Below are 13,914 nucleotides of genomic sequence, written 5' to 3' on the forward strand. Positions count from 1 at the left end.
CGGACGGACGGAGTCAGGGGCGCCCACCGTGCGACCCGCGGCGCATCCCGTGCCGTCGGGGACACCCCACCACCCAAGGAGCGTCGCGATGAAGCGTCGCAGCACGACCCGTCCGGCCCGCCGGACCTCCGTGATCCTCCCGCTGCTCGCCGCCCTGGCGGGAGCGCTGCTGGTCCCGCTCACCGCCACCAGCGCCTCGGCGGCCGGTACCGGCTACTACGTCGACTGCTCGGCGACCACCGACGGCACCGGAACCGCCGCCAGTCCGTGGAACGCCCTGAGCGACGTCAACGCCGTCACCTTCACCGCCGGCGACAGCATCCAGTTCAAGGCCGGCACCACCTGCACCGGCCAGCTCGCCCCCGGCGGCTCCGGAGCCTCCGGCAGCAACATCACCATCACCTCCTACGGCAGCGGCGCCAAGCCGGTGATCGACGCCGCCGGGGCCACCGGCCCCGTCATCCACCTGCTCAACCAGCAGTACTGGGACATCGGCGGCCTGGAGCTCAGCAACTCCGCCTCGACCCCCGCCTACCGCTCCGGCGTGCTGGCCGAGAACAGCTCGGGCGGCATCCTGCACCACATCCGGGTGCACGACATGTACATCCACAACATCAGCGGCTACGGCGGCGGCTGGTACTCCACCAACGCGGGCGTCGGCGTGCAGACCGACCACACCACCACCATCTCCACCTGGGACGACGTGGTCGTCGAGAACAACACCTTCGACCACGTCGACCGCATCGCGGTCGCGGTGACCCCGGACGCCGACGGCCAGGGCACCGGGCAGACCACCAACACCGTCATCCGCGGCAACACCATGACCTACGACGGCGCGGACGACATCCTGGTCGTCAAGAACGACGGCGCCCTCATCGACGGCAACAAGGCGGGCTACGGCGGCTCCGACTCCACCTGCCCGCCGTCCGGCAACTACTGCAACGGGGCCTCGGCCGGCATCTGGATGTCCGGCAGCAACAACACCGTGGTGCAGAACAACGAGGTGTACTGCCACGTCAACGGCGCCGACGGGACCGGGTTCGACGTGGACTGGGGCAATCACAACACCACCTTCCAGTACAACTACAGCCACCAGAACCTCGGCGGCTTCCTGCTGGTGATGCCTCCCTTCACCATCGCCAACGAGCCCACCTCGACGGTGGCCAGCGACGGCACCGTGGTGCGCTACAACATCAGCGAGAACGACGGCAGCAACTCCGGCTGCCCCACCTCCGGCACCCAGACCCACGGTGCGGGCGTGCTGCACTTCGTCGGCGGCGTCCCCAACCTGAGCACCAGCACCGTCGCCGTCCCGCAGTTCTACAACAACACCTTCTACGTCAGGGACGGCCTGAGCACCCCGGTCCTGTACTCCCGCTCCGGCACCTCCATCAGCGGCGCACTGTCCTTCCAGAACAACGCCGTCTTCAACTACGGCTCCGGCAACTACTTCACCACCACCGGCAGCTCCACCTACTCCAACAACCTGTTCTACGGCAACCACCCCTCCCGCGAACCCGCGGACGCCGCCAAGGTCACCGCTGACCCCGAGTTCCGCAACGCGGGGAACCTCAACACCGCCTCCGCCTACACCGGCAAGAGCGCCTACCAGGTCCACCCCTCCTCACCGGTGATCCGCGCCGGGGCCGTCATCAGCTCCAACGGCGGCCTCGACGCCTTCGGCAACACCGTCTCCGCCACCGTCGCGCCCAATATCGGCGCCGACAACGGCACCGGCGGCAACCTGCTCGGCAACGCCGGATTCGAGACCGGCGCGCTGACCCCGTGGACCCAGGCCAGCTCCGCTGCCGCCGGCGCCACCGCCGCCAATGCCCGCACCGGCAGCTATGCGCTGACCACCGCGGCCGCCGGCAGCGGCGCCAACCAGGCCCTCACCGGTCTGTCGCCCGCCACCACCTACCTGCTGACCGGCTGGGCCAAGGTCGCCACGGCGGGCGAGACCCTCGCCATCGGCGTCAAGGGCTTCGGCGGAACCGAGACCTACACCACCATCGCCACCACCGCCTACTCCCAGGCAGCGGTGCTGTTCACCACCGGCTCGACCAGCACCACCGCCACCGTCTACTGCTGGAAGAACTCCGGCGGCAGCGGCGCGGGCTACTGCGACGACCTCGCCGTCGAACAGCTCAGCTCGGCGACCAACGCCGTCACCAACCCCGGCTTCGAGACCGCCGCACTGACCCCCTGGGTCCAGAGCACCAGCACCACCTCCTCCGTCACCGCCGCCAACGCCCGCACCGGCAGTTACGCCCTGCAGACCGGCGTCAGCGCCAGCGGCGCCATCCAGACCGTCACCGGCCTCACCGCCGGCGGCAGTTACCTGCTCGCCGGCTGGGCCAAGGTCGCCACCTCGGGCGAACAGGTCGCGATCGGCGTCAAGTCCTTCGGCGGCACCGAGACCTACCTGCGGTCCTCCACCACCACCTACACCCAGCAGCCGGTCTTCTTCACCACCGGCAGCTCCACCACCTCAGCCGGCGTCTACTGCTACAAGAACACCGGCTCCGGCGCCGGCTACTGCGACGACTTCACCGTGGTCAAGCTCCCCTGACCGTGTGCAGCCCGGGCCCGTCCGCCAACCGGACGGGCCCGGAGCTCAGGGCCACATCAGGCAGTAGAGCTGGTGGCCGGCGTCGTGGAGGCGGTTGGCGAAGTCGTGCCACTCGTGGAGCATCTGGTAGATCACGAAGGCGTCGCGGGGGCCGCGGCGGTCCGGGACGGTGGACCAGATGAAGGCGGCGGTGCCGAGCTCGGCCTCGTCGGCCTTGCGGAGCGGTTCGACGACGGTGTGCGGGAGCTGGAAGACGGCGTAGTCGGGGTGGAGCACGACCAGTTCCAGCGGCGGGACGTTGGCCAGCGGGATGCCCTTGATGCCGGTGAGCACCATGGCGCTCATGGTCTCCGGCTTGATCTTGGTGGAGAGGCCGCCGCTGAAGGTCTCGTCCCCGTCGCGGCCCTCCGCGCCGAAGAGCTCGCCGAGCCGGCCCAGGGTGCCGAGCTCGCCGGCGTCCAGACCGAGGCCGTCCCGGCCCAGGGCGGTCGGTACCCGGGCGGCGGTGGCTCGGTCGGGTGCACCGAAGTACTTGTAGGTCACCCCCACACCGCCACCGCCTCTGTTGCTATCACCGCTGTTACCGCTACCACTGCCCCCGCGACGCCTGCGCGAAGCCCTCGCCGGACCCTCGGACCCCTCGCGCGCCTCCGACACGGCACCATCCTTACTGGCAGTCATCGTTTTGCCAACAGGCAACGGGCGTGTGACAGTCCGGCCTCCCCGAAAGGCTCACCTTCCGCCGAGTCCCGTCGGCGGGCGGCTGTGCACTGCGGCCCGATCATCGTCCCAGATGATCGGCCGGGACATGCCGAAGGACAGGCTGCGGTTTGGAGAAGATGGGGATTTGAGAGCATGTCCTCTGTGAGCTACCCCTACGAAGCCCCCGAGTCCCAGAAGCTGTTCGATCGCGCCTCCGCGGTGACCCCCGGCGGCGTCAACTCCCCGGTCAGAGCCTTCCGCGCGGTCGGCGGCACGCCCAGGTTCATGGTCTCCGGGCAAGGCCCCTACCTCACCGACGCGGACGGCAGGGAGTACGTCGACCTGGTCTGCTCCTGGGGTCCCATGATCCTCGGGCATGCCCATCCCGATGTGATCGACGCCGTACAGGCGGCCGTCTCGCGCGGTACTTCGTTCGGTACACCCGGCCAGGGCGAGGTCGAACTGGCCGAGGAGATTGTGAGCAGGGTCACTCCGGTCGAGCAGGTCCGGCTGGTCTCCTCGGGCACCGAGGCGACCATGTCGGCGATCCGGCTGGCACGCGGCTTCACCGGACGCACCAAGATCGTGAAGTTCGCCGGCTGCTACCACGGCCATGTGGACGCCCTGCTGGCGGCGGCCGGTTCCGGCCTGGCCACCTTCGCCCTGCCGGACACCCCCGGCGTCACCGGCGCCACCGCGGCCGACACCATCGTGCTGCCCTACAACGACCTGGACGCGGTCCGGGCCGCCTTCGCCGCGCACCCCGGCGAGATCGCCTGCGTCATCACCGAGGCCTCGCCCGGCAACATGGGCGTCGTCCCGCCGCTGCCCGGCTTCAACGCAGGCCTGGCGCGGCTCTGCCGCGAGGACGGCGCGCTGTTCGTCTCCGACGAGGTGATGACCGGCTTCCGGGTCTCCCGCTCCGGCTGGTACGGGTACGAGTCGGCGAAGGAGGGCTGGAGCCCGGAGACCGTCCCGGACCTGATGACCTTCGGCAAGGTGATGGGCGGCGGGTTCCCCGCGGCCGCGTTCGGCGGGCGCGCCGAGGTGATGGCGCAGCTGGCCCCGGCCGGGCCGGTCTACCAGGCGGGCACGCTCTCCGGTAACCCGGTGGCCACCGCCGCCGGCCTGGCCCAGCTGCGCGGCTGCACCGACGAGGTGTACGCGACGGTGGACCGGGTGTCGGCGGAGGTCTCCGGGCTCGTCGGGGAGGCGCTGAGCAAGGAGGGGGTCGCCCACCGGGTGCAGCGGGCCGGAAACATGTTCTCGGTGTTCTTCGCGGACGACGAGGTGACCAACTACGACGAGGCGCGGCGCCAGGAGTCCTTCCGGTTCACGGCGTTCTTCCAGTCGATGCTGGCGAACGGGGTGTACCTGCCGCCGTCGGCGTTCGAGTCGTGGTTCGTCTCGGCCTCGCACGACGAGCAGGCCGTCGGGCGGATCGCTGAGGCGTTGCCTGCGGCGGCGCGGGCCGCTGCCGCGGCGGTTGCCGGGTAGGTGGGTGGGGGCGCGGTGGGATGCGGTTGTGCCGACCGTAGATGGTTGGCCGCGCAGTTCCCCGCGCCCCTATGAGCCCCTGCGGGGCTCCCGGGGGCGATACTGGCGCCAGGTTTCGATGTAGAGGAGCAGTACAGGTGAGCAGTCCTGAGACCACCGTCGTCCATCTCATGCGGCATGGTGAGGTGCACAACCCGGAGGGTGTGCTCTACGGGCGGCTGCCCGACTACCACCTCTCCGAGCTGGGGCGGAAGATGGCCGACCGGGTCGCCGACCACCTCAGCGGACGGGACGTCACGCATGTCGTCGCCTCCCCGCTGGAGCGGGCGCAGGAGACGGCGGCGCCGATCGGCGCGGCCCACGGGCTGGCCGTGGCCGCCGACGAGCGGCTGATCGAGGCCGCCAACATCTTCGAGGGCAAGACCTTCGGCGTCGGCGACGGCTCGCTGCGCAACCCGCAGTACTGGAAGTACCTGACCAACCCGTTCCGTCCGTCCTGGGGCGAGCCGTACATCGAGCAGGTGGTGCGGATGATGGGCGCGTTGAACGCGGCCCGGGACGCCGCGCGCGGGCACGAGGCCGTGTGTGTCAGCCACCAGCTGCCGATCTGGATCACCCGCAGCTTCACCGAGCACCGCCGGCTGTGGCACGACCCGCGCAAGCGGCAGTGCTCGCTGGCGAGCCTGACCAGCTTCACCTACCACGGGGACAAGATCGTCTCCATCGGCTACAGCGAGCCGGCCCGGGACCTGCTGCCGGCCCACCTCACCGGCAAGGGCCGCCGCGGCGACGCCCCGGTCGCCAAGAGCTTCGGCGCCTAGGGTTCGAACGTGGGCCGGAGTGATCATCTGACTGGTTGACAGAACACGGTGTCGCGGCAGGTCAGCACGGCTGCCGCGACCCGTCGCCGGGGTCGGTGAAACCGCTCAAAACACCCATGCGAAACTCTTCACATGCGTTCCCGTCCGCTCCGCCGCAGCTCCGCACGTACGCTGATCGCCGCCCTCGCGGCCGCGTCGGCCCTGGCTCTGGCCGCCTGCTCGACGTCCTCCTCCGGGTCGAGCGACAGCTCCGGCACCAACTTCGTCAAGGGCACCGGCGAGACGAGCTCCGTGGCGGTCAAGGACCGGGGTGCGGCGATCAGCATCTCCGGCAAGGACCTGGACGGCAACCAGCTCAGCCTCTCCGACTACCGGGGCAAGGTCGTCGTGCTCAACGTCTGGGGCTCCTGGTGCTCGCCCTGCCGGGCCGAGGCGGACGGACTGGAGTCGGTGTACACCGCCGACAAGTCCAAGGGCGTGCAGTTCGTCGGCATCGACACCCGCGACCTGCAGACCGCGCAGCCCAAGGCCTTCGTCGCGGACCACAACATCACCTATCCGAGCCTCTACGACCCGGCCGGTGACCTGCTGCTGAAGTTCCCGGCGGGGACGCTCAACCCGCAGACCATCCCCACCACGATCATCCTGGACCGCCAGGGCCGGGTCGCCGCCCGCGCGCTGCTCCCGCTGAGCAGCTCGCAGCTGACGCAGATGCTGGCCCCGGTACTCGCGGAGAAGTCGTGAGCGGCGCCGCGCCGGTACTGCTCGCGGACATCAGCGGCCAGGTCTCCGGGGCGCTGATACTGGCCGTCCCGGTCGCCCTGCTCGGCGGACTGGTCTCCTTCTTCTCGCCCTGCGTGCTGCCGCTGGTGCCCGGCTACCTCTCCTATGTGACCGGCTTCTCCGCGGTGGACCTGGCGAGTGCCGAGGGCCGGCGCCGCGGTCGGGTCGTGCTCGGCGCGGTGCTGTTCATCCTGGGATTCACGGCGGTGTTTGTCTCCGGCGGCGCGCTGTTCGGCTTCTTCGGCAACCACCTGCTGGCGCACCAGCGGGTGATCTCCGAGGTGTCCGGGGTGCTCACCATCGCCATGGGCCTGGCCTTCATGGGCTTCCTGCCCGGCTTCACCCAGCGCGAGCTGCGCAGCCACCGCAAGCCGATCGTCGGGCTGCTGGGCGCGCCGATGCTGGGCATCGTGTTCGGGGTCGGCTGGACCCCGTGCCTGGGACCGACCCTCACCGCCGTGAACGCCCTGTCGATGAACCAGGCCAGCGCGAGCCGCGGCGCGCTGCTGATGGCCGTCTACTGCATCGGCCTCGGCCTGCCCTTCATCCTCGCCGCACTCGCCTTCCGGCGGGCGCTGGGCGCGTTCGGGTGGGTCAAGAAGAACTACCAGTGGGTCATGCGGATCGGCGGCGGAATGCTCGTCGTGGTCGGCATCCTGTTGGTCACGGGGGCGTGGGACCAGCTGGTCGGCCAGCTGCGCTACTGGACCTCCGACTTCACCACGGGAATCTGACTCATGACCGACGATCGAGAAGCCGCCGACGCACAGGCCGCCGACGCCCGAGCCGCCGAGGAGCGCGACGAACTGTCCGCCGCCGGCCGGCTCAGCAGCGCGCCGGTCGCCGAGCAGGACCAGCCCGAGGCCGAGGTCGTCGGCATAGGCGTGCTGGGTTGGCTGCGCTGGACCTGGCGTCAGCTGACGTCCATGCGGGTCGCGCTGATACTGCTGTTCCTGCTGTCGCTCGCGGCGGTGCCGGGATCGCTGATCCCGCAGACCGCCGCCTCGCCGTCCAAGGTCGAGGCCTGGCAGGAGAAGCACAAGGCCTGGGTGTCGCTCTTCGACAAGCTGGGGATGTTCCACGTCTACAGCTCGTTCTGGTTCTCGGCGATCTACATCCTGCTGTTCGTCTCCCTGGTGGGCTGCATCATCCCGCGCACCTGGCAGTTCGTCGGCGTGCTGCGGGCCAGGCCGCCGGCGGCGCCGCGGCACCTGGTCCGGCTGCCGGTGTACGCGACCTGGCGCAGCAGCGCGGACGCCGACACCGTCCTCACCGCGGCGCACGGGGCGCTGCGCAAGCGCCGGTTCCGGACCTCGGCCGCGGGCGACGCGATCAGCTCGGAGAAGGGCTACCTGCGCGAGTTCGGCAACCTGCTGTTCCACATCTCCCTGGTGGCGATGCTGATCGCCTTCGCGGTCACCAAGCTGGCCGGCGGCCAGGGCACGGTGATCGTGGTGGAGGGCGGCACCTTCAGCAACAACGTCACCCAGTACGACGACTTCGAGCCCAGCAGCCTCTACACCGCGGACAGCCTCAAGGCCTTCGGCTTCACCCTGGACGGCTTCGACGCCAGCTTCCAGACCAGCGGCAGCGCGCGCGGAGAGGCCATCAACTTCGACGCCAGGCTGTCCTACTGGCTCGGCTCGGACGGCAAGAAGACCTCCGGCACGGCCTCCGTCAACCACCCGTTGCAGGTGGACGGCGACAACATCTACCTGACCGCGCACGGCTTCGCGCCGGTGATAAAGGTGACCAACGCCAAGGGCGAGGTCATCTACGACGGTGCGACGCCCTGCCTGCCGCAGGACGCCAATGTGACCTCGCTGTGCACCATCAAGGTCACCGACGGCTACGTCGGCAAGGACGGCAAGAAGACCCAGCTCGGCTTCAGCGGCATCTTCGCCCCCACCGCCGAGGTCGACCCGGTGCTCGGCCCGAGGTCGACCTTCCCCGCCGCCAACAACCCCGGCCTGTTCATCACCGGCTACCAGGGCGACCTGGGCATGGACACGGGTATCGCGCAGAGCGTCTACCAGCTCGACACCACGGCGATGAAGCAGCTCAAGCTGGACAAGACCAACCCCTGGAAGGCGCAGCTGCACCCCGGTCAGGGCATGAAGCTCCCGGACGGCGGGACGATCACCATGACCGGCCTGAAGCAGTGGGCCAACTTCACCGTGGCGCACAACCCGGGCACCGGCTCCGCGCTGGTCAGCTCGGCCCTGGCGATCGTCGGGCTGATCGGCTCGCTGTTCGTCCAGCGCCGCCGGATCTGGGTGCGGGCGGTGACCGGCGCCGACGGGGTGACCGTCGTCGAGCTGGCCGGGCTGGCCCGCAGCGAGTCCTCGCGCATCGCCGACGAGCTGGCCGAAGTGGCCCTGGTCCTCCAGGACTCCGCCCCGGCCGACCGGGACGGAACCGATCACGGCGAAGACGCAGACGACGATCCGTCAGCAGAAGATCCCGAACTGACCGCCACCTCCCTCTCCAAGGAACGCTGAGCGCGATGAATCTTGCAGCGGCAGAGTCCGTCAACAGCAACCTCGCCCATATCTCCAACGTGCTGATCTACTCGTCGATGGCGGTGTACCTCTTCGCCTTCCTCGCGTACACGGCCGAGTGGACCTTCGGTGGCCGCAGCCGGGTCGCCCGCCAGTCGGCGGCGCTCTCCGCCCGTCCGGGCGAGTCCGTCGCCACCGCGGTGGCCGAGGCCGAGGCGGCCGCCAGCACGGCGGCGCCCACGGTCTCGGTCAGCGTCGCCAAGGCCGGCGGCGGGACCACCACGCTGACCCGCACCGTCGCCGCCAAGGCAGGCAAGGTCGACATCGTGGCGAAGGGCGACTCCGCACCGCCGGTCGAGGGCGCGGGTGCGTCCGGCGGCGACGAGCAGGCCGACCGGCTCGGCCGGATCGCGGTCAGCCTGACCACCCTCGCCGCGCTGCTGCAGCTCGGCGGCGTGGTCACCCGCGGGATGTCGGCGGGGCGTCCGCCGTGGGGCAACCTCTACGAGTTCACCTGCGCGATGACGCTGGTCGCGGTGATGGTCTTCCTGGGGCTGCTGTACTCCGGGCGCGACGTCCGCTGGCTCGGCCTGCCGCTGATGCTGGGCGTGCTGACCGGGCTGGGCGTCGCCGTCACCGTCCTCTACGCGGCCTCCGAGCAGCTAGTACCGGCGCTGCACTCGTACTGGCTCTGGATCCACGTCTCCGGCGCGATGATCTGCGGCGGCGCGCTCTACGCGGGAGCGATCACGGCGGCCATGTACCTGTGCCGTGACGTCTACGATTCCGCGATGGCGAAGGGCCGATGGACCGGGGGCGGATTCTTTGACACGGTGGCGGACCGCCTCAAGCTCGGTCGTCCGTTCCGCTGGTGGGTCGCCGTCTGGTCCGACGTCTGCGGGAGGATGCCTTCGGCGGCAACTCTGGACAGGCTTTCCTACCGCATCAACGCCATCGTCTTCCCGCTGTGGACCTTCACCATCGTCGCCGGTGCGATCTGGGCGGAGTCGGCCTGGGGCCACTACTGGCAGTGGGACCCGACCGAGACCTGGGCCTTCATCACCTGGGTCGTCTACGCCTGCTACCTGCACGCGCGGGCGACGGCGGGCTGGAAGGGCCGCAAGGCCGCGGTGCTGGCCCTGGTCGCCTTCAGCTGCTACCTGATCAACGCCTACGGCGTCTCCATCTTCATCAATGGAGTCCACTCCTACGCGGGTCTGTAGGCCCGGATCCTCAGACCCGGGCCTGAGACGGCGTCAGTGGCGGTGGCGGCCGTGGCGGTTGATGCCGATCATCAGCACCAGGCCGGTGCCGATGAACGCGGCCGCGCCCCACGCCAGCACGCCCGTGTCGGTCGTGTCCGAGCTGCTGTGCGCCACCCGCGTCGGCTCTGCCGCATGCGCGGCTGTCGGCAGCAGCATGGTGCAGCCGGTCACGGCGGCGGTCAGCAGGACGGCGGCGGCGATGACGACGATGCGGCGGACACGAGCGGACATGGCTGGTTCCCCCTGGGAACGGTGGTGGTGATAGCGACAAGCCTGCCACCGGAAGATCCCTGCATCGTCCATCCGCCGTTACAGCGGGGCAACAGTCGCGGCGGACGGTGCGGCGGGAACCGGGGCGGCGGCGTCCTGTCGGTGGAACCAGGCAGAATGCCCGCGTACAGGTTGACCGACCCGTACGGTTCCCCCGCCATCGGGTGGGGGCGGCGAGAGCGGGGAGACGACGGCCATGGACACACGGATCGTAGGGGACACGGCAGGCGGCGCGGCCGACGGCTTCGGGACGGCGGGGCTGCGGCGGCGGGTGCTGGAGGCGTGGACGGCGTCGCCGGCCCGGTTCCGCGAGGACGCCAACGCCGAGGAGGAGCTCGCCCTCGGCGGCTATCGGGACCGGCTGGTCGTCGAGCTGGCCCAGAACGCCGCCGACGCGGCGGCCCGGGCCGGGGTGCCCGGACGGCTGAAGCTGGCGCTGCGCGACGGGGTGCTCTGCGCCGCCAACACCGGTGCGCCGCTGGACCCGCAGGGCGTGGAGTCGCTGTCGACGCTCAGGGCCTCCTCCAAGCGCGAGCAGGAGTCGCAGGTGGGGCGGTTCGGCGTCGGCTTCGCCGCCGTCCTCGCGGTGTCCGACGAGCCCGCGGTACTGAGCCGGCCCGGCGGGGTGCGCTGGTCGCTGGGCGAGGCCAGGGCCCTGGTCGAGGAGCGCGCCGAGCTGACCGAGGAGCTGCGCCGCCGGGACGGGCACGTCCCGCTGCTGCGGCTGCCGCTGCCCGCGCAGGGCACCCCGCCGGACGGCTACGACACCGTGGTGGTGCTGCCGCTGCGCGACTCCGCCGCCACCGATCTGACCCGCAGGCTGCTGGACGAGATCGACGACGCCCTGCTGCTGACGCTCGGCGGGCTGGTCGAGGTGGTGGTCGAGACGGGGGCCGGGACCAGGACCCTGACCCGCCGTGAACTGCCCGCCGCCAACGAGGAGAGCGGTCCGCTGGTGGTCGTCGTGGCGAGCGACGCGGGGGAGAGCCGCTGGCAGGTGGCCTCGGCCGGCGGCGAGCTGGCCGCCGAACTGCTCCAGGACCGCACCGTGGAGGAACGGCACCGCCCGCACTGGTCGCTGACCTGGGCCGTACCGGTGGACGACGAAGGCCGCCCGCAGCGCCCCGGCACCGCCCCGGTGGTGCACGCGCCGACCCCGACCGACGAGCCGCTGGGCGTCCCCGCGCTGCTGATCGCCTCCTTCCCGCTGGACTCGACGCGCCGTCACATCGCCCCGGGGGCACTGACCGACTTCCTGGTGGCCCGGGCCGGCGAGGTCTACGCCGCCCTGGTGCGCGAGCGCGGCGCCGACCTGAGCTCGCTGGACCTGGTCCCCGGCCCGCTGGGCCAGGGCGAGTTGGACGCCCAGCTGCGCCGCGCGGTGCTGGACGGTCTCCCGGAGATTCCCTTCTTGCCCGCCGCCGGCGAGGGCCCCGCCCTGCGTCCGCGCGACGCGGTGGTGCTGGAGGGGGCGGACGCCGGCACGGTCCGCGCCCTCGCCGACGTCCTGCCGGGGCTGCTGCCGGCCGGCCTGGAGCGCCGGCAGGAGCTGCGCACCCTCGGCGTGCGCCGGGTCGCCCTGGCCGAGACCGTGGACCAGCTCGCCAACCTGGAGAAGGAGCCCGCCTGGTGGCGCAACCTCTACGGCGCGCTGGCCGGCAGCGGGTCCGGCGGCGCCGCCGCGGAGACCCTGGGCGCGCTGCCGGTCCCGCTCGCCGACGGCCGGATGGTCACCGGGCCGCGCCGGGTGCTGGTCCCGGTCGACCTCCCCGCGGACTCGGCGATCCCGGCCGAGGACCTGGCCCTGCTCGGCCTGCGGCTGGCCCACCCCGACGCCGCGCACCCGCTGCTGGAGAAGCTGGGCGCCGGCACCGCCAGCCCGGTCGGCCTGCTGGAGAGCGCCGAACTGCAGGCGGCCGTCCGCCGCTCGGTCGACCTGGACGACCAGGACGAGGCCGAGGACGTCGCCGAGGCGGTGCTGCGGATCGTCCGGGCCGCGGTCCGGGCCGGGGACCTGGCCGAGGGCGGGTACCCGTGGCTGGCGCACCTCGCGCTGCCGGACGACGAGGGCGAGCTGGTGGCCGCCGGCGAACTGGTGCTGCCCGGCAGCCCGCTGGCCGCGATCGTGCACGAGGACGACGCGGTGTTCCTCGACGACGAGTGGCTGGAGCGCTGGGGCCCCGAGGTGCTGCGCGCCGTGGGCGTCGGCCACACCCTGGGGCTGGTCCGCGCCGAGGAGGTGGTGCTGGACCCGGACGACCTGGAACGGCTCGACCCCACCGCCCCGGCCGACCGCGCCGCAGGAGGCGAGCCCGGCGGCCTGCTGGACGAGGCCCCGGACGGCTTCGCCGACTGGGCCGAGGAGGCCGCCGACCTGCTGACCAAGGACCGGTCGGAGGGCCCCGAGGTGCCGCCGGTCGCCGCCGAACTGCTCGCCGTCCGCGACCTGGACCTGGTCGCCGACGACGCCTGGCCGCAGGCGCTGGCCATGCTCGCCGCCCCGCCGCTGCGCGACGCCGTGGTGGTGCCGGTCCGGCTGCTGCTCCCGGACGGCCGTACCGCGCAGGTCCCGCCGTACGCCGCCTGGTGGCTGCGGGACCATCCGGTGCTGGACGGCCGCCGTCCGGCCGGACTGCGCGCCGCCGGCGCCGACCCGCTGCTGCGCGGCCTCTACGAGGAGGCCCGCACCCGGCTGGACGAGGTCTTCCTGCACGCCCTCGGGGTGCGCACCACCCTGTCCGCACTGCTGGCCGAGACCGACGGCCCTGACGAGGTGCTGTACCGGATGACCGACCCGGACAGCGAGGTGTCGCACCGTCAGCTGCACGGCCTCTACACCGCGCTGGCCTCGGTCGAGCTGAGCCGGATCGCCCTGCCCGAGGAGGTCCGCGCGCTGCCCCCGCTGGAGCCGGACACCCTGCGCCGTCCCGCGGGCACCGTGATCGTGGACGTCACCGAGGCCGTCATCGCCGACGCCCCGGACCTGGTCCAGCTGCTGGACGACTTCCCGCTGATCACCGTCGCCCCGGCGCTCGCCGCGGCCCTCGGCGAACGGCTGCACGTCTCGCTGGCCAGCGAGGTGGCCGGCGGCCGGGTGCTCAGCGAGGGCACCGTGCACCGGGTCCCGGAGGAGGTCAAGGAACTGCTCCCGGGCTGCCCCGAGGTCTACGAGGAGCACGAGGAACTGCTGGTGGTGGGCCCGGACGGGCAGGACGCGGCGGTGGACTGGCGCTGGGACCCGGACAGCCCGGCACCCCGACCGACCGGCGAAGGCGACGGCGACGGCGACGCGGCCGGCGACGGGGCAGAGGAGGAGGCCGAGCGCGACGAGTTCGCCGCCCCGGTGCCGCCCGGCGCCCTGCACGCGGCCACCCCGGAGGGTCTGGCCGCCGGACTGGCCTGGGCGGCCGGCCAGTGGCACCGCCGGTTCGAGGTGCTGGCCGTGCTCGGCGACCCGGACCGCGCCTACGAACTCAGCGCGGCCCGGGACTTCGAGTGAGTGC

At 71.8% G+C, this 13,914-nt stretch carries 10 protein-coding genes; 8 read left to right on the forward strand and 2 right to left on the reverse strand.

Annotation, left to right across the window (positions count from 1 at the left end):
• Window positions 1-88: 88 nt before the first annotated feature.
• Window positions 89-2,572 carry a carbohydrate binding domain-containing protein gene (locus ABUW04_RS06460; protein ID WP_380563525.1) on the forward strand — a complete coding sequence of 828 codons (2,484 nt, stop codon included), beginning with the start codon at window positions 89-91 and terminating at the stop codon, window positions 2,570-2,572.
• A gap of 45 nt (window positions 2,573-2,617) precedes the next feature.
• Here the strand turns inward: ABUW04_RS06460 and ABUW04_RS06465 are convergent, their stop codons facing one another.
• Window positions 2,618-3,115, reverse strand: a complete 498-nt coding sequence (locus ABUW04_RS06465) for a hypothetical protein (RefSeq protein WP_084715161.1) — start codon at window positions 3,113-3,115, stop codon at window positions 2,618-2,620.
• 312 nt (window positions 3,116-3,427) lie between these two features.
• Here ABUW04_RS06465 and hemL point away from each other — a divergent pair, with 312 nt between their 5' ends.
• From hemL to ccsB, 6 genes are all read left to right on the forward strand, one after another.
• The gene (hemL, locus tag ABUW04_RS06470) at window positions 3,428-4,771 is read left to right on the forward strand and encodes a glutamate-1-semialdehyde 2,1-aminomutase (RefSeq protein ID WP_380563526.1); all 1,344 of its coding nucleotides are present in this window, start codon (window positions 3,428-3,430) and stop codon (window positions 4,769-4,771) included.
• 170 nt (window positions 4,772-4,941) lie between these two features.
• The gene (locus ABUW04_RS06475; protein ID WP_232242652.1) at window positions 4,942-5,592 is read left to right on the forward strand and encodes a histidine phosphatase family protein; all 651 of its coding nucleotides are present in this window, start codon (window positions 4,942-4,944) and stop codon (window positions 5,590-5,592) included.
• Window positions 5,593-5,724: 132 nt separating this feature from the next.
• A complete protein-coding gene (locus ABUW04_RS06480; protein WP_380563527.1) occupies window positions 5,725-6,336 on the forward strand; it encodes a TlpA family protein disulfide reductase in 612 nt (203 codons plus the stop codon).
• The gene (locus ABUW04_RS06485) at window positions 6,333-7,109 is read left to right on the forward strand and encodes a cytochrome c biogenesis CcdA family protein (RefSeq protein WP_084715165.1); all 777 of its coding nucleotides are present in this window, start codon (window positions 6,333-6,335) and stop codon (window positions 7,107-7,109) included. The genes ABUW04_RS06480 and ABUW04_RS06485 overlap by 4 nt, the downstream gene beginning before the upstream one ends.
• 3 nt (window positions 7,110-7,112) lie before the next feature.
• Complete coding sequence (gene resB / locus ABUW04_RS06490) at window positions 7,113-8,876, forward strand: cytochrome c biogenesis protein ResB (RefSeq protein WP_380563528.1); 1,764 nt, start codon at window positions 7,113-7,115, stop codon at window positions 8,874-8,876.
• Window positions 8,877-8,881: 5 nt separating this feature from the next.
• Window positions 8,882-10,099, forward strand: a complete 1,218-nt coding sequence (gene ccsB, locus ABUW04_RS06495) for a c-type cytochrome biogenesis protein CcsB (protein WP_380563529.1) — start codon at window positions 8,882-8,884, stop codon at window positions 10,097-10,099.
• 33 nt (window positions 10,100-10,132) lie between these two features.
• Here the strand turns inward: ccsB and ABUW04_RS06500 are convergent, their stop codons facing one another.
• Window positions 10,133-10,372, reverse strand: a complete 240-nt coding sequence (locus ABUW04_RS06500; protein WP_380563530.1) for a hypothetical protein — start codon at window positions 10,370-10,372, stop codon at window positions 10,133-10,135.
• Window positions 10,373-10,607: 235 nt separating this feature from the next.
• Here ABUW04_RS06500 and ABUW04_RS06505 point away from each other — a divergent pair, with 235 nt between their 5' ends.
• Window positions 10,608-13,910 (forward strand): sacsin N-terminal ATP-binding-like domain-containing protein, encoded by a 3,303-nt coding sequence (locus ABUW04_RS06505; protein ID WP_380563531.1) that lies wholly within the window; start codon window positions 10,608-10,610, stop codon window positions 13,908-13,910.
• The last annotated feature ends 4 nt before the right edge of the window (window positions 13,911-13,914 follow it).

Source organism: Streptacidiphilus jeojiensis (genome assembly GCF_042510965.1).
GTDB classification, from domain to species: Bacteria; Actinomycetota; Actinomycetes; order Streptomycetales; family Streptomycetaceae; genus Streptacidiphilus; species Streptacidiphilus jeojiensis.

Excerpts from the sequence above, each read along its gene's own strand:
- ABUW04_RS06460 (WP_380563525.1), top strand. The coding sequence starts at position 89 with ATGAAGCGTCGCAGCACGACCCGTCCGGCCCGCCGGACCTCCGTGATC.
- hemL (WP_380563526.1), top strand. The coding sequence starts at position 3,428 with ATGTCCTCTGTGAGCTACCCCTACGAAGCCCCCGAGTCCCAGAAGCTG.
- ABUW04_RS06475 (WP_232242652.1), top strand. The coding sequence starts at position 4,942 with ATGCGGCATGGTGAGGTGCACAACCCGGAGGGTGTGCTCTACGGGCGG.
- ABUW04_RS06480 (WP_380563527.1), top strand. The coding sequence starts at position 5,725 with ATGCGTTCCCGTCCGCTCCGCCGCAGCTCCGCACGTACGCTGATCGCC.
- resB (WP_380563528.1), top strand. The coding sequence starts at position 7,113 with ATGACCGACGATCGAGAAGCCGCCGACGCACAGGCCGCCGACGCCCGA.
- ccsB (WP_380563529.1), top strand. The coding sequence starts at position 8,882 with ATGAATCTTGCAGCGGCAGAGTCCGTCAACAGCAACCTCGCCCATATC.
- ABUW04_RS06500 (WP_380563530.1), bottom strand. The coding sequence starts at position 10,372 with ATGTCCGCTCGTGTCCGCCGCATCGTCGTCATCGCCGCCGCCGTCCTG.
- ABUW04_RS06505 (WP_380563531.1), top strand. The coding sequence starts at position 10,608 with ATGGACACACGGATCGTAGGGGACACGGCAGGCGGCGCGGCCGACGGC.